18 protein-coding genes are annotated in these 18943 nt (G+C 48.0%); 2 read left to right on the forward strand and 16 right to left on the reverse strand.

The window, feature by feature from the left end; all coding sequences use genetic code 11:
- Nucleotides 1-758 precede the first annotated feature (758 nt).
- Together H6750_09850 and H6750_09855 are read left to right on the forward strand one after the other, a co-directional pair.
- Nucleotides 759-2540 carry a methyltransferase domain-containing protein gene (locus tag H6750_09850; protein ID MCB9774610.1) on the forward strand — a complete coding sequence of 594 codons (1782 nt, stop codon included), beginning with the start codon at nucleotides 759-761 and terminating at the stop codon, nucleotides 2538-2540.
- Between the two features lie 247 nt (nucleotides 2541-2787).
- A complete protein-coding gene (locus tag H6750_09855; protein MCB9774611.1) occupies nucleotides 2788-4968 on the forward strand; it encodes a GAF domain-containing protein in 2181 nt (726 codons plus the stop codon).
- A 139-nt stretch (nucleotides 4969-5107) separates the two neighbouring features.
- Here the strand turns inward: H6750_09855 and H6750_09860 are convergent, their stop codons facing one another.
- The 16 genes from H6750_09860 to H6750_09935 all read right to left on the reverse strand — a co-directional run bounded on the left by H6750_09860 (nucleotide 5108) and on the right by H6750_09935 (nucleotide 18941).
- Nucleotides 5108-6133 (reverse strand): methyltransferase domain-containing protein, encoded by a 1026-nt coding sequence (locus H6750_09860; protein MCB9774612.1) that lies wholly within the window; start codon nucleotides 6131-6133, stop codon nucleotides 5108-5110.
- A gap of 52 nt (nucleotides 6134-6185) precedes the next feature.
- The gene (locus H6750_09865; GenBank protein ID MCB9774613.1) at nucleotides 6186-6572 is read right to left on the reverse strand and encodes a hypothetical protein; all 387 of its coding nucleotides are present in this window, start codon (nucleotides 6570-6572) and stop codon (nucleotides 6186-6188) included.
- 46 nt (nucleotides 6573-6618) lie between these two features.
- Complete coding sequence (locus H6750_09870; protein MCB9774614.1) at nucleotides 6619-7422, reverse strand: tetratricopeptide repeat protein; 804 nt, start codon at nucleotides 7420-7422, stop codon at nucleotides 6619-6621.
- A gap of 63 nt (nucleotides 7423-7485) precedes the next feature.
- Nucleotides 7486-8085 (reverse strand): hypothetical protein, encoded by a 600-nt coding sequence (locus H6750_09875; GenBank protein MCB9774615.1) that lies wholly within the window; start codon nucleotides 8083-8085, stop codon nucleotides 7486-7488.
- On the reverse strand, nucleotides 8082-8321 hold the full coding sequence (locus tag H6750_09880) for a hypothetical protein (protein MCB9774616.1): 240 nt from the start codon (nucleotides 8319-8321) through the stop codon (nucleotides 8082-8084). The genes H6750_09875 and H6750_09880 overlap by 4 nt, the downstream gene beginning before the upstream one ends.
- A gap of 46 nt (nucleotides 8322-8367) precedes the next feature.
- A complete protein-coding gene (locus tag H6750_09885) occupies nucleotides 8368-8922 on the reverse strand; it encodes a TlpA family protein disulfide reductase (protein ID MCB9774617.1) in 555 nt (184 codons plus the stop codon).
- A gap of 113 nt (nucleotides 8923-9035) precedes the next feature.
- Complete coding sequence (locus tag H6750_09890) at nucleotides 9036-10460, reverse strand: amidophosphoribosyltransferase (GenBank protein ID MCB9774618.1); 1425 nt, start codon at nucleotides 10458-10460, stop codon at nucleotides 9036-9038.
- Nucleotides 10461-10566: 106 nt separating this feature from the next.
- A complete protein-coding gene (purL, locus tag H6750_09895; GenBank protein ID MCB9774619.1) occupies nucleotides 10567-12840 on the reverse strand; it encodes a phosphoribosylformylglycinamidine synthase subunit PurL in 2274 nt (757 codons plus the stop codon).
- A 209-nt stretch (nucleotides 12841-13049) separates the two neighbouring features.
- Nucleotides 13050-13256, reverse strand: a complete 207-nt coding sequence (locus tag H6750_09900) for a DUF433 domain-containing protein (protein ID MCB9774620.1) — start codon at nucleotides 13254-13256, stop codon at nucleotides 13050-13052.
- Between the two features lie 68 nt (nucleotides 13257-13324).
- Nucleotides 13325-14038, reverse strand: a complete 714-nt coding sequence (gene purQ / locus H6750_09905; GenBank protein MCB9774621.1) for a phosphoribosylformylglycinamidine synthase subunit PurQ — start codon at nucleotides 14036-14038, stop codon at nucleotides 13325-13327.
- Nucleotides 14039-14129: 91 nt separating this feature from the next.
- Nucleotides 14130-14375, reverse strand: coding sequence for a phosphoribosylformylglycinamidine synthase subunit PurS (gene purS, locus H6750_09910; protein MCB9774622.1), 246 nt, complete (start codon nucleotides 14373-14375; stop codon nucleotides 14130-14132).
- A gap of 111 nt (nucleotides 14376-14486) precedes the next feature.
- The gene (locus tag H6750_09915; protein ID MCB9774623.1) at nucleotides 14487-15191 is read right to left on the reverse strand and encodes a phosphoribosylaminoimidazolesuccinocarboxamide synthase; all 705 of its coding nucleotides are present in this window, start codon (nucleotides 15189-15191) and stop codon (nucleotides 14487-14489) included.
- Nucleotides 15184-16557 carry an adenylosuccinate lyase gene (locus H6750_09920; GenBank protein ID MCB9774624.1) on the reverse strand — a complete coding sequence of 458 codons (1374 nt, stop codon included), beginning with the start codon at nucleotides 16555-16557 and terminating at the stop codon, nucleotides 15184-15186. Before H6750_09920 ends, H6750_09915 begins: the two co-directional genes overlap by 8 nt.
- Before the next feature lie 12 nt (nucleotides 16558-16569).
- Nucleotides 16570-17091 (reverse strand): transcription antitermination factor NusB, encoded by a 522-nt coding sequence (gene nusB / locus H6750_09925; GenBank protein ID MCB9774625.1) that lies wholly within the window; start codon nucleotides 17089-17091, stop codon nucleotides 16570-16572.
- A gap of 2 nt (nucleotides 17092-17093) precedes the next feature.
- The gene (locus tag H6750_09930) at nucleotides 17094-17603 is read right to left on the reverse strand and encodes a 6,7-dimethyl-8-ribityllumazine synthase (GenBank protein ID MCB9774626.1); all 510 of its coding nucleotides are present in this window, start codon (nucleotides 17601-17603) and stop codon (nucleotides 17094-17096) included.
- Nucleotides 17604-17711: 108 nt separating this feature from the next.
- Nucleotides 17712-18941 (reverse strand): bifunctional 3,4-dihydroxy-2-butanone-4-phosphate synthase/GTP cyclohydrolase II, encoded by a 1230-nt coding sequence (locus tag H6750_09935; protein ID MCB9774627.1) that lies wholly within the window; start codon nucleotides 18939-18941, stop codon nucleotides 17712-17714.
- Nucleotides 18942-18943 lie beyond the last annotated feature (2 nt).

Here is an 18943-nt window from a genome sequence, read left to right on the forward strand (position 1 = left end):
TTGCTCTAGTGTCCTAACCAAGAGAGAAAAATTGATACCAATCCCATGGTGGCCCATACACCGGCATCAATGAACGGAACGATGTAAGTCGTTTCATCTCTCGCCCCTCTTCTCGTACAGGCTGATACAGACATCAGGATCTTTTGAGATCCAGGGAAATTTTTACGCCAAAGACTAGGTAATAACACTTACTTCAGGTGGGGGATCGAATGAGCACATTAACACCAGAGTTAGCGGGTATAACTTCAACGAATCAATGTGCTGGATTGAGGCAGATAACTCAGGAGCTAGTTCCTGGTAATCTTTCCAGAGCTCGTGACCTTGCGCCACTTTCCTTCCTTTTACATTGTCTCGGAGGGACTTGGGACGGGTACCTGGTTGGATGGCACGAGAACAATATGCACTTCCGTCTGACCGGATTCCCTCCCATAGAACTGTCGCAGATCATTGAGTTGAAATATGGCATTTCAGGTCAAGATCATCTCCTAAAAAAGTTTCAGGGAATTATAAAAAATATACAGTTGGTACCAGGGCAGACCCCTTGGTCAGGGACAACAGACATTCTTCTAGACTGCCAAACAGAGAATGATGCCGCTGGTTCATTTTCGTCAGGTACAAGAGTTCTGCTGCCCCAAGAAGAGGGCCTCATGGTACATGGACATGTTTTAAAAGGTTCGTTCAATTCGTCCTGGAAAATTCAAAACCACGAACTCTCCGACTCAATAGCAGTTGTTTCTTTTCCTGAGAGGGAAGAAGAAATGAAAAATGGGCCACTTATTCTTCAAAAAACGGGCGTGTCTAGCAGTCGTCTCACTATTAAAAAAGGCAATGGGCAGCGGATTAGTGCCTACCATGACCAACCTATGGAGGAAAATTCAACGGAAGGACCTGTCGTCGTTCTTGCCCCGGGGTATGGGGAAACCAAGCGGGATTATTTAACCTTGGCATATTACTTTGCCAGCAATGGGTTTCATGTCGTGCGCTATGATCATACCAATCATATCGGCGAGAGCGATGGACTGCACTATCAAATATCCCTTTCATCAATGAAGGATGATTTTCAAACTGTGACCCGTTATGTGAGGGCCACTTGGCCGCACGCAGCCATAATCGGTGTGGCTGCCAGCTTAGCTTCGCGAGTCGCTCTCAAAGCCGAGGCTGAATGTCCATCATTATCCCTCCTGATCATGCTCATGAGCATTGTCAATGTCCAACGGTCTGCAGCCACGGTTCATCAGGAAGATCTCTTCGCAGCTTATGGAAATGAGCAGTGCCCTGACTCGGCAAATTTTTTGGGCTTCAATGTGGGCAATCAATTTTTGGGTGATGCCCTTGCCAACAAATTTGTCACGCTTGAGGACACCCTCATTGATGCGGAATCCTTAACCTCCCCTGTCATACTGGTTTCCGCCGAGAAAGATGCCTGGGTCGCTCCCGATGATCTTCATGCGTTTCGGAATGCATTAGGACGACGTCTTGAGCATTGGATGGTGGTGCCAGATGCATTGCATCGTCTACAGGAAAACCCCAAAAGAGCTCGTGAAACCTATCGGCAACTCATTGCACAATGCCATGAGCACGTGAATCAGAACGCGGCTCCTGATGTGATCCACACCCCCAATCGACTAGACTTGGGGCGCCAAAATCGACGAGAAAAATTTGCGCAACAACGACAGGCCGAGACCGACGTCGGCAAAGGATTTTGGCAGGATTACTTGGGCCATTTTCAGTCGGTGGCGCAATGCCGGGATTATGTGAAACTCCTGGACCATGTGTTTCATGCCTTAGGCCCCATCGCACCTGGCCAACGGTTTCTGGATGCCGGCTGTGGAAATGGCAATGCAGGGTTATATTTTTTGGATAGGCTTTCCGCCACCATTTCCAGTGGGATCCCGTACCGAGAGAAGTCCATTCAGTATGTGGGGATTGATGTCGTTCCTGACGCCTTGAAACGGGCTAACAAAGCGATGCTTGCCGCCGACACAGAATGGCAACATGGCATGACCTCTCCGACGCCCTTCGTCACGAAGGCATGGGCGCAGGTAGATTTAGGTCAGCCACTCCCCTTTCCAGACAACCGATTCGACCGGATTGTTTCTAATCTGGTGATTGGATATGTCCCGGATCCGGGCGCTACCTTACGAGAACTGTATCGTGTTCTCGCTCCAGGGGGACGAATCGTTATTTCCAATTTAAAACCCAATGGTGACTTTTCCGGCATTTACCAGAATCTGGTCAGTAGTGCTGCTCTCCCACAACAACGAGAGGAAGCACGGGATCTCTTAAATAATTACGGGAAAATCCGACAGGCCGAAAAAGAAGGGCAATTTTGTTTTTATGATCAAACCCAATGGGAATCCATCGTTGCCACCTTGGGCTGTACGAATGGGGGTATTTTTTCAACTTTTGCAGGACAAGCGTATCTGGTTGTTTTAGACAAACCTATTGTCTGCACGCAGGCGAAAAGGCCCATTATCCAGGATGCAGAACCATACCCCACACGGAACCAGCGGACAGGACTTCTGAAGCAAGTGGCATAGGATGGTCCCTTTCTATCTCTAAATATTTTTCAAGAGGAACGCATGGCATGAATGGGACATCAAGATGACAATGACTGAGCATGGATGGCTCAGAAAAGTGTCGTTCACGGAGGCACAAGAGGAGGTATCCACCGACCTTCAGGGACTTAACTCTTTTGACTTCTGCCTGCATTTATTGTCCAATAGGCTTTCAAAGATGTCAGAGTCTATGATGTAGTGTGATCTCTCTTCTGTCATTGTTTTAGACGTGAATTTTTACGCCTTCAGCGGACTCCTGAATGGTCTGGCCGCCACAGCCTCCGGCCTTATTGTCTATGCCAAAAATCCTCACAGCTCCAAACATCAGGCCTATGCCCTGTATTGTTTGGCTGCCGCCATTTGGGGATATGGGTATTGCGCATGGCACCTTTCCTCAACGCACGATCTCGCCCTTCTCTTTGTTCGCTTGTTAATGGCCGGAGCCATTTTTCTTCCGCCAGCCTATCTGTGGCATGTCCTGACCTTATTGGATGATGTGGAAGCCAACAGATGGGTTATTCGTCTTGGATGGGGCGCTAGTTGTATTTATTTCGGCGCGAATTTTACCACCTATTTCGTGGCTGATGTCCATCATGTCGGGGATTTTCCATTTTGGCCGCAACCCGGTCCATTTTTCCATATCTATCTCCTGGGGTTTGGCCTATCGACTATTTATGGAACGTGGCTGCTTTATCGTGGAGCACGGACCAGAACCGGGCTTGAACGTTCACGATTTTTCCTTCTCACCATCGGATCAGTCATTGCCTACTTAGGGGGAATGACGACTTTTCCGCTCTGGTATGGAATTGAAATTCCACCGTACGGCACAATCCTACTGACGGTCTATACGTCGGTTGTCGCCTACACGCTCCTACGATACAGGCTCATGGATCTCGGGACGGCTGTTGAACGAAGCATTACTGGAGGCCTCCTATTAGCACTCGTGGCTTTTCCTGCCTATCCGATCCTCCTCCTGGGCCAGAGTCTGTATTTTGGGCAAATTAATATCGCCTATTCTTTTGTGGAACTGAGCGTGTTGCTCATCTTAGTGCTTGGAGCGTCCTCCTTGAAGCGGGAAGCAAAAACATTAATTACGAAATCACTGTTCAAGGAACGATATAATCGACATGAAACGGTGGTACATTTCTCTAAGTCCCTCCTCTCCATATTGGAATTAAAAGATTTGACGGCGACTATCGTGGAATCCATTTGTCCCACATTAGGATTGCAGTGGGGAGTGTTATATTTACGAAGTTCCAGTAGTCAGGATTATCGTCCAGTATCCAGCTTTGGAAAATCCACCACAGATTTTCCAATCCTCCATTTGCATAAAACTCCTACGTTGCTAGAAATGTGGAGACAGGGCACGTCCTGTTTTGTCATCCATGAATTGCAACTCTCTACCATCAACTCCGACTCTGAAGCCGTCATTGCGCAGCTCGCTCATATTGGAACAGAAGTGTGTTTGCCCTTGGTTAACAAAACACGGCTCTTAGGTTTTTGTGTGTTTGGACCTAATACGAAAAGTGGAGGAGGGTATACCACCCAGGATTTGGATTTATTGACAACCTTATCCCAAGAAGCATCCGTGGCGTTAGACAATGCCTTGCTCTATGAAGAGCTCAAGCGTTCCCAATCGTTAGTACGTCGAACTGATCGCCTTCGTTCTCTGGAGACCATGGCCGGTGGATTGGCTCACGAAATTAGAAATCCATTGACGTCGATTAAAGCCTTTGTGGATCTGGCACCTGAACGAAAGGATGATGAACAATTTCTGGTTCGATTCAGTAAGGTCGTCAAAGAAGATGTCTTTCGCATTGAGCGGCTCACGCGAGAGATCTTGGATTATGCTAAACCGATGGAGCCGTTTCTCAAAGAAGAAGATCTCAATGATATTGTAGAATCCTGTCTGTATACTCTTAGAATTCGACCCTCTCATGAATTAATTGTCGTCGAAACAGATTTGGCTAACGGATTGCCAAGGGTATTTGCCGATCGGCAGCAATTGAAGCAGGTATTTCTCAATCTGTTGTTTAATGCCGTGGAAGCCATGCTCCCAGAAGGTGGGGTGTTAACGGTGCGCACTCGAAAGATTGGTTCAGGTATGGCGCAGGATTGGGTGCAGGTGGATATTCACGATACTGGAAAGGGAATAAACCCTGAAGATATCGAGCATATATTTGATCCATTTTTCACCACAAAACACTTAAGTCAGGAACATGAGGGAACCGGCCTGGGATTGGCCATTGCCCATCAAATCATTCAAGAGCATCGCGGAAGCATTGAGGTCCAAAGTGTGCGAGGCGGGGGAACCACGTTTCTCGTGAATCTCCCCAGTTCTCTAGCCCCCACATCAGTTTCTCCAGCCCAGAGTCTGTCGCCCGAGTCTGACCACCCCACTCTCGATTGACCCACCCTGTGCCGTTCGCTCCATGTGGTCTTCACACCACAAGCGGTAATCCCTTAAAAGCCAAAAGAGAGAAGGCTTCTGAATAAGATATTCAGACAGGGGGACAGGTAATGGCGGCTTGAGAAGCCATACAGAGCGGTCATCTAGCATGCGGAAGGCGTCCTTCAATCAATTGCCCCTCCCAATCTCCGGTTCCCTTTTTCAGATGAAGAACCCGGGAGCGAGTGAGGCCAGCCCTTTGAAGCCACTCCCGAACATCTCGCACGGAATAGGTGTTTCCCCGCTGGGTATAGAGCAACATGGAGACCGCAAAGAGATTGGCTTCAAGTGGCTGAAGTTCGTTCGAATCCTGCAAAAAGGTATCTTGAATGAGCAACCGTCCACCAGGATTGAGAATTCGTTTAATTTTTTTGAAAATTCTGAGATTGTCTGCAGGAGAATAGATATGGAGCACATTGGAATACCAGACAACATCATAGGTGCCTGAAATGGGTGCTGTTAAAAAATCACCAGCTTGATAGGTCAAGCGGTTTCCCGAAGAGGACTGTTCCGCCAGCATACGCGCCACGTCCAGAGCGGCAGACCGATCCATCACTGTAGCGTGAAGTGTTGGATTCTTGGCTAAAAAGGCCAGAGCATAGGTGCCAGGTCCCCCGCCTAAATCCAGTAGAGTGCGATGCGCCTTCAACGAAATCTGTTGGGCAACCTCCCTGGCCGGTTGGATCGACCGGTGATGCATGGCCCAGGAAAATGACCGTCGATATTCCGTGGTTTCCGGTTCCTGGCTGTCCAATGGCTGACCGACACGTATCACTTCCGTTAACCTAGACCATTCGCTCCATTGACGCTGCATGAGCACTAGATAATCTCCCCGAAAGTCCGGTCTTGATTCTTGGAGGTAACGTTTGGAAAACGGAGTCAGACGGTATCCTGACTGTGATTTGACTAATAACCCAACACTGGCAAGATTCCGGCACAAGATTGCGAGTCCACGTTGGCTCACCCGCACTCGTTTGGCTAACTCTGGAATCGTCCAATCCCGATCTTCCATCTTCGTAAATAAATTCAGATCTAATGCCGAAAAAATAATTCTTGGCAATCGAAAGGCATAGATGGCCTCTCGAAATTGCTTAAAGGATTTGATGGAACTTGCGATCGGTTTCACGATGATCTGGAAAATCTAAGTGAGTATTTCGATGTGGGAATCGGACCTGTAATTAGCGAGTTGAGAACCAAGTCTGGCAGGTCTTGATTTGTTGATGGAGGTCAGCAAGGTCACCGAAGTCGACCGGGCGTTCATAGTAGGCGGCAACATGCGACTCATTCATCTCAATTCGTTCGGTGAAACCGAGACGCATGAGTTTTGGCCGGTATTTGGAAACAGTTTGTTGCAAGTAAAATTTGGCTTGTTTCGCAAGCTCGTCGGTTCCCAAATCTTCTGGCGTCCCATCCGACAGCATGCTTTTCATATCCTCCAGATCGTATCCCGCCATACACACCAGCTTGCCATCGGCGGTGATTTCAAGTAACCAGTCTTCGTCCGGTAAGGGAAGGGTTAAGGCTTCCATAGAATCGATATCCATCCACCCGTGAATTTCATCCACAAGATACATTCTGGCCTCAGGCCATAGAATTGAAGGGGTGCAGGACTCACTCATGCGTTGTTCCAGTTCGGGCGCTCAGCTGGGATTCTAAAACCTGTAAGCGCCGTGTATTTTCGTCGAGTTTCGGCAGTTGATATTTTTGGTCTATGCGTACAACTTTTCGTAAGTATTGCACGGCCTGACTCCATTGCCCTTGGGCTTCATGGCAACTGGCCAGAACATACCAGGCACCGCCCATTCGCAGTTCATCTTTCAACCGTCTGGCAACATCCAGGCTGGTCAAGGTACAGGATTGCGCTTCTTCAAATCGTCGTTGACTTAAATACAACCGTGCCATCATACGAAAGACATCGGACTGTCCAGCTTCATTCCCGACCCGGCGCATCAAGATTAAGGATTCCTGATAATAGGCGAGTGCATCCTCTTCCTTGCCCGTTTCCCTCGCGACTAATCCCAAATCAGAGAGTAAAACCGCCTTTCCGGCATAGTCGGACAAATGATTCATTAAATCCAAAGCTTCTAGATAATACGCCCGGGCGCGTTCCCATTCGCCGGCATCGGCCGAAAGGTTCCCCAAATTGGCTAAAGTCGTACTAATCCCCCGTTCATCACCCAGAATTTTTTGAAGCTCTAACACCTCACTATAATAGGCTCTGGCTTGTTCCCGGCGACCACTCACGGCGCAAATATTACCCAAATTGCCCAATGTCGTGGCCAATGACCGTTGGTCTCCATTTTGACGATCAACTTCCAGAGCTTGCGCATAACATTGAAAAGCTTCTGTATAAAAGCCTTTGGAAAAGTGGCGATTGCCTAAGGAGTTGAGATTGGCGGATTGAGACCAAGCCATGAATCCTCACGTCTGGTCACAGTGCGGATGAAAAACCTTACAGGCCATTATCAGGGTTTCGATTCATTCATTTTCCAGTAAACCTTCAAGTGCGGACTTGGCTCCGGTGAGCAGGGATGTGCCATCTCCAACTAGAAGGCTATTAAAGTTATACTTTAATAATCGACGGAGATTGTCGCGGGCTTGAAGAATATTATTATATTTTTCCGAAGGCAGCAGCCGCAGTGAACCTGGAGGATCTCCAATGATCGCATCTCCCACAATAAGTACTCCCTGACCCTGCTGCAAAAATAAGGCACTTTCTCCCGGAGATTTTTGATGCGAAAGCTGAACAACCCAAATCCCCCCTGGAAGCAATTCCCCATCCTTAAAGGTCTTATCAATGGGAAGAGTCATCTCTTTAGCATCTAATTCCGGGGCCATCACCTGACAGTTAAAGATTTCCCGGAAATTGGCCGCTTCTCGTCCATGGTCTCGATTGGTCAAGATAATATAATCTAGCCCACCTCCCCGCTGCGTGATGGCCCTATCACTGGCATTCATGGGAGGTGGGTCAACTACTATTCGATGCTCCCCCACGGCCAATAAATGACCGTTAAAATTAATTTGTTTTTCCTCAGAAAACCAGGACCATTCAGAAATATTGGGCAGAATGGTTTTCATAAGGTTTCCAGAGTTTCTTGGAGAAGGGCTGTGGTTTTGGCTTGAACGGCCGGTTCTTCTGGAAGATCCAACATGTCATCCTCGTGGACCGTAATAAATTTACGATTGGATCCTTTGGTAAGAGAAATGAGTAAAAGACTGCGCGAAGGAGTGGTCGGAATGACGACCTCAACGGCCGCATCAAGGGATTTCACGATCTCAAGAAATCTTTGTTTCCCGTTTTCTAGTTCGTCCATAGTGCCCTAACATTCGGGTTAAGAATGCGTGAGAGGAGTCATCAGCCTACATAGTCGAGCGAATAGGCCGTGCCTCCAACAATTTCTCTACTTCCTGAAGAATCGCTTCATGCCCAGCTAATGTGCCGTCAGTAAAGAAATTCCCCACACGCTGCCAACGAATTAGGCCATTTTGATCAATGACGTACACATTGGGAATAAATTTTCCCCCGCCATAGAGTTTGTCCGTCTTCTTTTCGGGGTCTAAAAGATAGGGATATGTAATCTTCAACGGGAACCCTTGTAGAAATTCCCTGACATCGGCAAGGGAATCTCCAGATGAATTGACTCCAATCACCGCAACAGGCTTGTCTTTGGTGGCATCATGTACCCTCTGGAGATTGGTACTTTGGATTAAACACGGCTCGCAAATATGAAAGAGTCCCAGAACCACCACCTTACCCTTAAACTGGTCAAGGGAGAGAGGTCGTCCATCCAGACCTGTCAGGGAGAAATTAGGAGCGGACTCCCCGACTTTAAAAAAACTTCCCGCCTGTGCGATAAAACCAGTGCTCAGTATTAAGATAACTATGATCAATACCTGAAGATTATTCCTTTTCATAGGCTCCTCCTGTTCATGATGCCTCCTAAGGCATATAATCAGAGATTTAACCTTTACATCTTCTAAAAGCCTACCACACGAATTTTTGGGGCGGCAACAAAACGAAAATACATTTAAGAGCGAGAGAGTTGATCCGGTTCGAATAATCCGAGTTGTAATTGCTCGGCTTTGGTCAACATGATGGGATAATTATCCGTAAAACAGGCATTGCAATAATGATGGGAAAAGCCGGGAGCCATTGCCAACATACCTTCTAGGCTAAGGTACCCTAAACTATCGGCCGTCACATAACGACGAATTTCTTCAATGTTGAGATTTGATCCTATGAGTTCTTTTTGGGTCGGCGTATCAATTCCATAATAACATGGGGCAATGACCGGTGGGGAACTGATACGCAGATGAATTTCCCGAGCGCCGGCCTGTCGAAGCATTTTGACAATCTTCCGACTGGTGGTGCCTCGAACAAGGGAGTCATCCACAACCACAATCCGTTTCCCTTCCAGGACCTCCGGGACCGGATTCAGTTTCAACTTTACGCCAAAATGGCGGATGGCTTGTTGCGGCTCAATGAAGGTTCGTCCCACATAGTGATTTCGGGTTAGTCCGATCTCAAACGGCAACCCCATCCCTTCAGCATAGCCCAGGGCTGCGGGAACACCGGAATCCGGAACAGGAATGACCATGTCTGCGTCCGCTGGACATTCCTTAGCCAATTGACGACCAAAGGCTTTACGAACCGGATACACGGCATTCGGGCCAAAAATTTTCGAATCCGGTCTCGCAAAATAGACATATTCAAATACACACTGGGCGCGCGAGCGCTCGAGAAACGGATGATAGGAAGTTAATTCTGTACCCTGAATGACAATAATTTCTCCCGGTTCAACTTCACGGACAAACTTGGCATCAATCAGATCGAAGGCGCACGTCTCGGATGCCACGACCCAACTGTTTTTATACCGCCCTAAACACAGCGGGCGAAATCCAAACGGATCGCGGGCGGCGATTAATTGATCATCCGTTAGCAGCACCAATGAAAAAGCTCCACGAACCAGACTTAATGCGTCAATCACCCGATTCACAATCGTATCGCCCTTGGAGTGAGCAATCAGATGAATGATGACCTCGCTGTCGGAGTCCGATTGAAAAATAGCCCCATAGGCCTCGAGTTCACCGCGAAGCACCCCGGCGTTCACTAAATTCCCATTGTGAGCCAAGGCCAAATTGCCAAAAGCGAAATTAACGGACAAAGGTTGAACGTTTTGCAACTGTCCACTGCCTGCCGTAGAGTATCGGTTATGCCCGATTGCCTTGGTTCCCGGAAGTTCGCGTAAGGTTTTTTTTGAATAAATATCAGCAACGAGACCTAGGCCTTTTTTTTGAAAGAATTGCTCTCCATCCGAAGACACAATACCGGAGCCTTCCTGCCCCCGATGTTGTAGGGCATAGAGTCCCAGGTACGTCAGATTCGCAGCTTCTTTCGATCCCGCAATTCCGAAGACAGCACATTCTTCATGAAACCCGTCCTGGGAAGGCATGGACTGTACCATTGGTAACTTCCTCATGATGTCCACCAATAGGCCAGATCATCTTGAGCCACCACAAAAGCTGACCGATTTAAATAATAGGAATAACCAATCCTACTCACCATGCTTCGGCTCCAAATTGTCGTGCAAGAGCATGATGCCATTGGTCTGACATTTCAGAAATGGGCAGGCTTATCTGACATACTGGCCGGTCATGAGGTCCGCGAACAGTAATGTCCATATTTCCTTGAGTGACTTGGCCTAATTCGGTGCATGGCATGCCTGAGCCTTCAACGAGTTCTTTCAACGGCTTGACATGCTCAGGTTTGACCGAGACGACAACCCGTGAAGGACTTTCTCCAAAAAGTAGAGCATCAAGACGCAACCGATCTTGAGTCAGTATAACAGTTGCTCCAAATTGCGCGGAAGGATGGGTCAGACAGCATTCGGCTAAAGTCACGAGTAAGCCACCTTCTGAGCAATCATGCGCTGACTGGACAAACCTCTTTTTGATTAAGCTGAGTAGGAAGGGATAGAGAGCCTTTTCTCGATCCAAATCCAACCAAGGAGGATTGCCTTGTTCGCGAGAATGAATGACCTTGAGATATTCCGTCCCGCCTAAGTCCTCTTTCGTCTCCCCCAACAGGAAAATGTGATCGCCTGATTGTTTGAACCATTGAGTAGTAATGTCTTCCGGGCGCTCAATCAGTCCCACCATTCCCAAAATCGGTGTTGGGTAAATGGACACGCCATTCGTCTCGTTATAAAAGCTCACATTTCCACTGACGACAGGAATTTGGAATGTTCGACAAGCATCGGCGATCCCTTCGACCGCCATGATGAATTGCCACATAATGTCGGGACGCTCCGGGTTGCCGAAATTTAGGCAGTCGGTCACTCCGATCGGTTGGGCACCCGCACAGACCAAATTTCTCGCGGCTTCAGCCACGGCTAATCCTCCTCCCAAATAGGGATTCAGCAGGCAGTATCGGCTATTGCCATCCGTCGTCATGGCCAAGGCTTTCGTGGTCCCTTTAATGCGGATCACTGCGGAGTCGGAACCGGGACAGACCACGGTGTTGGTACCCACCATATAATCGTATTGCCGAAAAACCCAACGTTTGCTCGCAATAGTGGGTGAAGCTAATAATTTCAATAGCACCTCGGCAGGATTTTTGACATCTGGAAGCGTATCAATATTTAAGGATTGCAAAAACTCTTGATACGGTGGTGGCGCAGCAGGCCGTTCATAGCGTGGACCTTCTTCAGCGAGAGCATGCGCGGGTATTTCCGCTACGATCTGGTTGCCCTCTCTAATTCGTAAGAATCCATCATCTGTCACCTGCCCGACCACGGCGGCATCAATGCCCCATTTTCGGCAGATTGCCAGCACAGACTCTTCCTTTCCAGGTTGAGCTACCAGAAGCATTCTTTCCTGGGATTCCGAGAGTAATATTTCATACGGAGTCATGTGCGGTTCACGGCGTGGCACCTTGGCTAAATCCATGTCAATACCGGTTCCGGCGCGGGAGGCCATTTCGCAGGAGGAGCTGGTCAGCCCGGCCGCCCCCATGTCCTGAATCCCAACTAAGAGGTCCTGTTCTAAAAATTCAAGGCAGGCTTCAAGCAATAACTTCTCTAAGAAGGGATCACCGACTTGGACATTCGGACGTTTCTTGTCAGATGCATCGTCAAAACTGTCAGAGGCCATGGTGGCCCCATGAATCCCGTCTCGTCCAGTTTTGGCACCAATATACAGCACTTGATTTCCAGCACCTTTAGCTAGCCCACGCAAGAGCCGATCTTTTTTCACGATACCCAGACAAAAGACATTAACTAATGGATTTTTTGAATAAATATCGTTAAACGTAATTTCCCCCCCTACTGTTGGCACTCCCATGCAGTTTCCATAGGAAGAAATTCCAGAAACGACACCTTTCAGAATATGCTGATTTTTGGGAAGGTCCAATTCACCGAATCGCAGGGAATTCAACAACGCGATCGGGCGTGCTCCCATGGTAAAAATATCGCGCAGAATCCCACCGACACCTGTTGCAGCCCCTTGAAAAGGCTCAATATATGAGGGGTGGTTGTGCGATTCCATCTTAAACACTGCCGCGAGGCCCTCTCCAATATCCACGGCACCGGCATTTTCTCCTGGCCCTTGAACCACGCGCTCCCCCTCGGTCGGAAATCGCTTCAAATGAATGCGTGAACTCTTATAACTGCAGTGCTCGCTCCACATCACAGAAAAGATACCCAACTCAGTGAGATTCGGCTCACGACCAAGATGCTTGAGGATTTGCTGGTACTCATCCTCGGACAGGCCATGCTGTTCAATTATTTTTGCCGTAACAGGCTCCTGCGGCAAGCCTTTTGATTTCTGGGTCATGGCAAACAACTCATTTTCTATGAAAATCATTCCCAATTAGCAAAAAGGGAAGGAAACTGAAGGAAAACCGAATAGGTCACTAATAATTTCTAAACAAACCCGCAAAGTCGATTTCCTTCATGCTCCAGAAACGCACATTGGACAGTCGGGAAAGTCATTATTTCCATGAGGGGGAATTTAGCATACACACTGTCATACTGTCCTGTGGCCTAATGACCTGAAGGGAGGCGAAGGGGCAAATGATCAGTAACATAGGAAGCATAGCGCAAGGCCGTGAGCACTTGTTCATAGGTCAGATTCAATGCTTCCTGAACGTCATGAAATGATTTTCCGATCCCAAGGGTTCCAACCACGGTGGCCACATCAACGGCAGTGCCTGCCACACATGGCTTCCCGTGGCAGATGTCTGAAGTCATCGTAATTCCTGGAAAAACTTCCATGGTGACCTTGACCGACAAGGGAGGGCGGATATTGGCAATCGAGCCTATACCGGTTGAGGTGTTTTGTGTGTTTCCAACGCCGAAATCATAGATCGGAAAATATAAATTCCATCCTCATTATTGAGCAAGACTTCCGCGCCTCGTTCTGGATGAGGCATCAGACCAAGGACGTTGCCGGCCGCGTTGCGGATTCCCGCAATGTTATCCAGGGACCCATTGGGATTGGAATGAGAAGTCACTTTGCCTTCGCGATCACAATATCGAAATACGATTTGCGCATTGGCCTGCAAGGCGGACAATGTCACAGGGTTTGTATAATAATTTCCTTCAGCATGGGCAATCGGGAGTTTTAGAATCTGTCCGGGTTCACAGTGATTGGTAAAGGGGGTATTCGCGTTTTCCACCCGTATATAGTGATCTTCACAAACAAAGGAAAGATCCCTGTTGCGCAACATAGCACCAGGTAATATTCCAAGCTCTAAAAGCATTTGAAATCCATTACAGATGCCCAGGACCATTCCTCCTCGCCCAACAAACTCAACGACGGCCTCCATGATGGGAGAAAATCTGGCAATGGCACCCGTGCGCAGATAGTCACCATAAGAAAACCCCCCTGGCAGAATGATGGCATCCATGCCCTTGACGGATCGCTCTTGATGCCAGATAAACTCAGCCGTTTGTCCCATAACCTCCGAAAGTACATACGCACAATCCCGATCACAATTGGATCCTGGAAACACAATGACGCCGAAATTCATATCGTTCTCTGCTCGCTGACATTGATACAGAGATAAGAGCTATCAGAATAGAAAGCATCGCATTTAATCATGAAGACCATTGGAGAGACCATTATGCCTCAAGGATCTCGTATTGATATTCTTCAATGACCGTATTGGCGAGAAGTTTTTCGCACATCGCTTTGATGGTCTGTTCACCAGCCGTTGCGTCTGTTTCACAAAGATCCACCTCGATAAACTTTCCAATTCGGACCTCTCCAACCGATCCAAAACCAAGCGTTTGAAGCGATTGCTGAATCGCTCGGCCTTGAGGATCAAGAATTCCGTTTTTGAGTGTGATGTAAATTTTGGCTTTCATAAAGTTCCGGAAGGAGTGACGTGCACCCCGTGAATAAACGCATTACGATATAGGTCCACCATCAGGATGGCCAGTGGCAAAGTACGAACACAAGGCTCGCTACATCAGGAATTACCCGCAAACCCGCTTGAGAACTTCTTGATAGGTTTCCTCGATCCGGCCCAAATCTTTTCGGAAACGATCCTTATCCATGCGTTCTCCGGTTTGGATATCCCAAAAACGGCATGTGTCCGGAGAAATTTCATCTGCCAAAATAATCTGACCACTCCATAATCCGAATTCTAACTTAAAATCCACCAGAAACATGCCCTTTTTCTGGAAAAAAGGTTTGAGCACTTCGTTGACTTTGAGAGCCTGTTGCCGGAGTTCCTCGATTTGCCCGGGTGTGGCTAATTTCAACAATCGAATATGATCTTCAGAGATAAGAGGATCGCCCAGTGAATCATCCTTATAGAAAAACTCGACTAAGGGTGGATCAATAATCAAGCCTTCTTTTAAACCTAAACGTTTGACAATGCTGCCAGTGGCTCGATTACGCACCACCACTTCAACCGGAATAATTTTTACCCGACGCGTTAACATCTCCCGGTCATTGATTTGCTGAATGAAATGACTGGGAATTCCAGCGTCGGCCAGATGTTGAAACAGTTTTGCGGAGATCGCATTATTGACAATACCTTTTTCCAGAATCGTCCCACGTTTTTCGGCGTTGAAGGCAGTGGCATCGTCCTTGAAATACTGAATGAGCTCGTCATCCTTTTCGGTCAGGAAAATCTTTTTGGCTTTTCCTTCGTAAAGCATATTTCCTTTAATCAAGGTATTTTCCTCTTTTTAAATTTTTCTTTGGAGGAGTGATCCGGGTCGGTGTTGAGCTCTTTTTTCGAACTTTCCTCCCAAACACGCGCGTAAAAATTTCCTGTTGATGGCGCAAATAGGTTTTGGGATTAAAGCATGTCGCAATCTCTTTTGTATTGAGATGTTTGGCAATAAAGGGATCCTGCTCAACAAAAGTTTGGAAACTCCCCTCTCCCCTCCAGGCAGCCATGGCATGCTGCTGCACATGCTCATAGGCGTCTTTTCTGATCGCACCCTTCTCCACCAGCGCCAGGAGCAGTCGTTGCGAATAGATGAGGCCACCGGTTTGATTGAGGGTGGCCATCATTCGATCGGGATAGACTACCAGTTTGGATAACATGTTCGTTAAGCGGACCAACATGTAATCGATCAGAATCGTGCTATCAGGAAGAATGATCCGCTCCGCAGATGAATGGCTTATATCTCGTTCATGCCACAAAGCGACATTTTCTAGGGCAGCCAGACTGTTACTGCGAACCACTCGAGCAAGACCGCATAAATTTTCCGAGCTGATCGGGTTTCGTTTATGAGGCATGGCAGACGAGCCTTTTTGACCAGGCTCAAAGAACTCCTCCGCTTCCAAGACTTCGGTTCGTTGCAAATGACGAATTTCCGTAGCCACTTTTTCAATACTGGCTGCCATCAGAGCCAACGCTGAGAGGAAAGCCGCGTGCCGGTCCCGCTGAAGCACCTGATTTGAAATGGGCGCCGGCTTCAATCCTAAACGCTGACATACCGTTTTTTCTATCGCGGGAGAAAGATGGGCAAATGTTCCCATAGCCCCGGAAAGCTTGCCAACGGCAATGTCGGCGATTGCGGCTTTGATGCGGAGTTCCTGTCGTTGAAACTCCTGATACCAAATGGCCACTTTCCATGCGAAGGAAATAGGCTCTCCATGAATCCCATGCGAACGCCCCACCATCAAAGTATTCTGATGCGCAAAGGCTAAATTCCGTAAGACACTAAGCAAGCCCCCGACATCCTCACGAATTAATTGGGCCGCTTCCACTAATTGCAACGAAAGGGACGTGTCAACAATGTCCGAGGAGGTGAGCCCAACATGGAGAAATCGACCGTCTTTGCCTGCCTGCTCGGACACGGATTCCAGAAAGGCAATAACATCATGTTTTGTAACTTGTTCGATAGCCGCGATTCGTAAAGGATTAACCGTGATTTTTTTTCGAATGCGGCCTGCCACGCCAGAAGGGACCTGGCCCATTTTTTCCATGGCTTCGCACACCGCAAGTTCGACCCGTAACCACAACTCATATTTGTGGGCCTGGGTCCAAACGGCCCCCATACGGGGTAACGTGTAACGGTCAATCATGGGAAAGGGCAATTAGGCGGTAGGTGACGGATCACCGAATTCCGGTGAAGAATTTTTTTGTTGAATCTGGCTTCGCTTAATTGAAAGCTTTGGTTCGGCCCGGAGCACATGGTCTAACAGTCCGTTTACGAATCGTCTGGCCTCATCATCTGCAAATAGCTTAGCTAATTCCACCGCCTCATTGATGGTGACCATGGCCGGAATATCAGGTTCCCACAAGAGTTCGTAAATGGAACATCTCAGTATATTCCTATCCACTACCGGCATCCGCTGCAAAGACCAGTCGATGGCAAAATCACGAATGATCCGATCAATTTCGCACTGATGCGTTATGACACCAAGAAAAAGGTTAGAGGTAAAGGTTTGGACTTCTGGTGAAGCCGATTGACTTGCCCAAAACTTTTCTTGCCATGTAGGGTTTTGATCCTGAAATTCATGCTGGAAGAGCATTTGCAAGGCAAGCTGGCGGGCCAGGCGTCTGGATGGCCGTCCATGTGCTTGATTGGCTTGGGGTGTATCGGATGGAACAGTCATGGTCATGATGTTGTGGATTCCCTTAAAAAGCCAGACTGACGGATGCTGGTCTTATTCAAACGTTTCATTAAGGCTGCCATCTCAAGAGCCGTACGGGCTGCATCCGCTCCTTTATTCCGTTCTGGTGGCCCAGAACGTTCCATTGCCTGATCAACCGTATCTGTAGTCAACACTCCAAAAATAATTGGAATACCAGTTTCCAGAGATGCTTGGCCGATCCCGCGACTTGTCTCGGCACAAATATATTCGAAATGTGGAGTTTCTCCGCGAATTACTGCCCCTAAACAGATAACGGCATCAAATCGATGTGATTGGGCCAGTGTCTTTGCAATTAAAGGAATCTCAAATGCTCCAGGAACCCGAATAACTTCCCTGTGGTCTGGTGGAGTGCCTAATTGGGTTAAAGTGGATTCAGCTGCAGCCAATAAGCGGCTAGTCACAATCTCGTTGAAAGTACTGACCACGATCGCAACTTGACAATCTGCTTTGTCACCACCGCCATGATTCGCCATTTTAAATTAATATTTCCTTTGAGCTTCACTTTCTCACTACAAAACGTGAGAAGTTTGCGATTCGCGATCCTGTGTGTACCACTTGCCAGAGAGAACCGCAAGTCCCCACTACACATTATTCAAGAGGTGGCCTAATTTGGCTTTTTTCGTGCGCAAGTAGTGCACATTTGACTCCTGGGGAGTAATCTCAATGGACACTCGTTCGACCACTTCCAATCCATAACCTTCGATTCCCACAATTTTCCTTGGATTATTGGTGATGAGCCTGATTTTTTTAAGACCTAAATTTACTAAAATTTGGGCACCAATTCCGTAATCCCGCAAATCAGCCTTAAACCCCAATTGCAAATTCGCTTCGACTGTATCACTGCCCTGGTCCTGAAGGTGGTAGGCCCGAATTTTATTGGTCAATCCGATTCCCCGTCCCTCCTGATTTAAGTACAGCAGAACCCCTTTGCCTTCCCGTTCAATTATTTCCATTGCTCGATGCAGTTGCTCCCGGCAATCACAACGCAAAGACCCAAAGACATCGGCTGTCAGACAACCCGAATGGACTCGCACCAACGTTGGAAGGTGATCGATCTCGCCTTTCACCAGGGCGATGTGCGTTCCGGCATCAAGTTCATTTTCAAAAATAACCGACCGAAAATGACCAAAACGTGTGGGAAGATTCGCGGTGGCAACTTGCTTCACAAACGTTTCTCGATGCAGGCGATATTGAATCAAATCTTTAATTGTGATGATTTTCAGACCATGGTGCTTGGCAAATTTCATTAAGTGGGGAACTCGGGCCATTGTCCCATCATCATTCATAATTTCACAGATCACTGCCGCTGGATACAGCCCAGCCAGCCGGGCAAGGTCGACAGACCCCTCGGTTTGTCCGGCACGCCGCAATACTCCACCTTTGTTGGCTTTTAAAGGAAAGATGTGCCCAGGTCTGGCAAAATCGCTTGGCTTGGCTGTTGGATCCACGGCCAACTGAATCGTGGTGGCTCGATCAGCAGCCGAGATCCCCGTAGTAATATTCTTGGCGGCATCAATCGATACCGTGAAGGCTGTGCCAAACGGTGCGGTATTTTCATTAGCCTGGGGAGGTAGTTTCAACTCCTCAACCCGGTCGGGGGTGAGGGCCAGGCAAACTAATCCTCGGCCGTATTTCGCCATGAAGTTAATATGTTCGGGCGTGACCTTTTCAGCTGCCATGACCAAATCGCCCTCATTTTCCCGATCCTCATCGTCAACAAGAATGATGCATTTGCCAGCCTGAATATCCTGTAAAGTTTCGGCAATGGTGTGAAATTGAGGTTTGTGTATTGGGGCCGTTTCTTTTTTCATGG

This window comes from Nitrospiraceae bacterium (assembly GCA_020632595.1).
Taxonomy (GTDB): Bacteria; Nitrospirota; Nitrospiria; order Nitrospirales; family UBA8639; genus Nitrospira_E.

Bases quoted from the DNA above. Each gene is read 5' to 3' on its own strand.
- H6750_09850 (MCB9774610.1), top strand. From the start codon at position 759: ATGAAAAATGGGCCACTTATTCTTCAAAAAACGGGCGTGTCTAGCAGT.
- H6750_09870 (MCB9774614.1), bottom strand. From the start codon at position 7,422: ATGGCTTGGTCTCAATCCGCCAATCTCAACTCCTTAGGCAATCGCCAC.
- H6750_09875 (MCB9774615.1), bottom strand. From the start codon at position 8,085: ATGAAAACCATTCTGCCCAATATTTCTGAATGGTCCTGGTTTTCTGAG.
- H6750_09880 (MCB9774616.1), bottom strand. From the start codon at position 8,321: ATGGACGAACTAGAAAACGGGAAACAAAGATTTCTTGAGATCGTGAAA.
- H6750_09885 (MCB9774617.1), bottom strand. From the start codon at position 8,922: ATGAAAAGGAATAATCTTCAGGTATTGATCATAGTTATCTTAATACTG.
- H6750_09890 (MCB9774618.1), bottom strand. From the start codon at position 10,460: ATGCCTTCCCAGGACGGGTTTCATGAAGAATGTGCTGTCTTCGGAATT.
- purL (MCB9774619.1), bottom strand. From the start codon at position 12,840: ATGACCCAGAAATCAAAAGGCTTGCCGCAGGAGCCTGTTACGGCAAAA.
- H6750_09900 (MCB9774620.1), bottom strand. From the start codon at position 13,256: ATGACTTCAGACATCTGCCACGGGAAGCCATGTGTGGCAGGCACTGCC.
- purQ (MCB9774621.1), bottom strand. From the start codon at position 14,038: ATGAATTTCGGCGTCATTGTGTTTCCAGGATCCAATTGTGATCGGGAT.
- purS (MCB9774622.1), bottom strand. From the start codon at position 14,375: ATGAAAGCCAAAATTTACATCACACTCAAAAACGGAATTCTTGATCCT.
- H6750_09920 (MCB9774624.1), bottom strand. From the start codon at position 16,557: ATGATTGACCGTTACACGTTACCCCGTATGGGGGCCGTTTGGACCCAG.
- nusB (MCB9774625.1), bottom strand. From the start codon at position 17,091: ATGACTGTTCCATCCGATACACCCCAAGCCAATCAAGCACATGGACGG.
- H6750_09930 (MCB9774626.1), bottom strand. From the start codon at position 17,603: ATGGCGAATCATGGCGGTGGTGACAAAGCAGATTGTCAAGTTGCGATC.
- H6750_09935 (MCB9774627.1), bottom strand. From the start codon at position 18,941: ATGAAAAAAGAAACGGCCCCAATACACAAACCTCAATTTCACACCATT.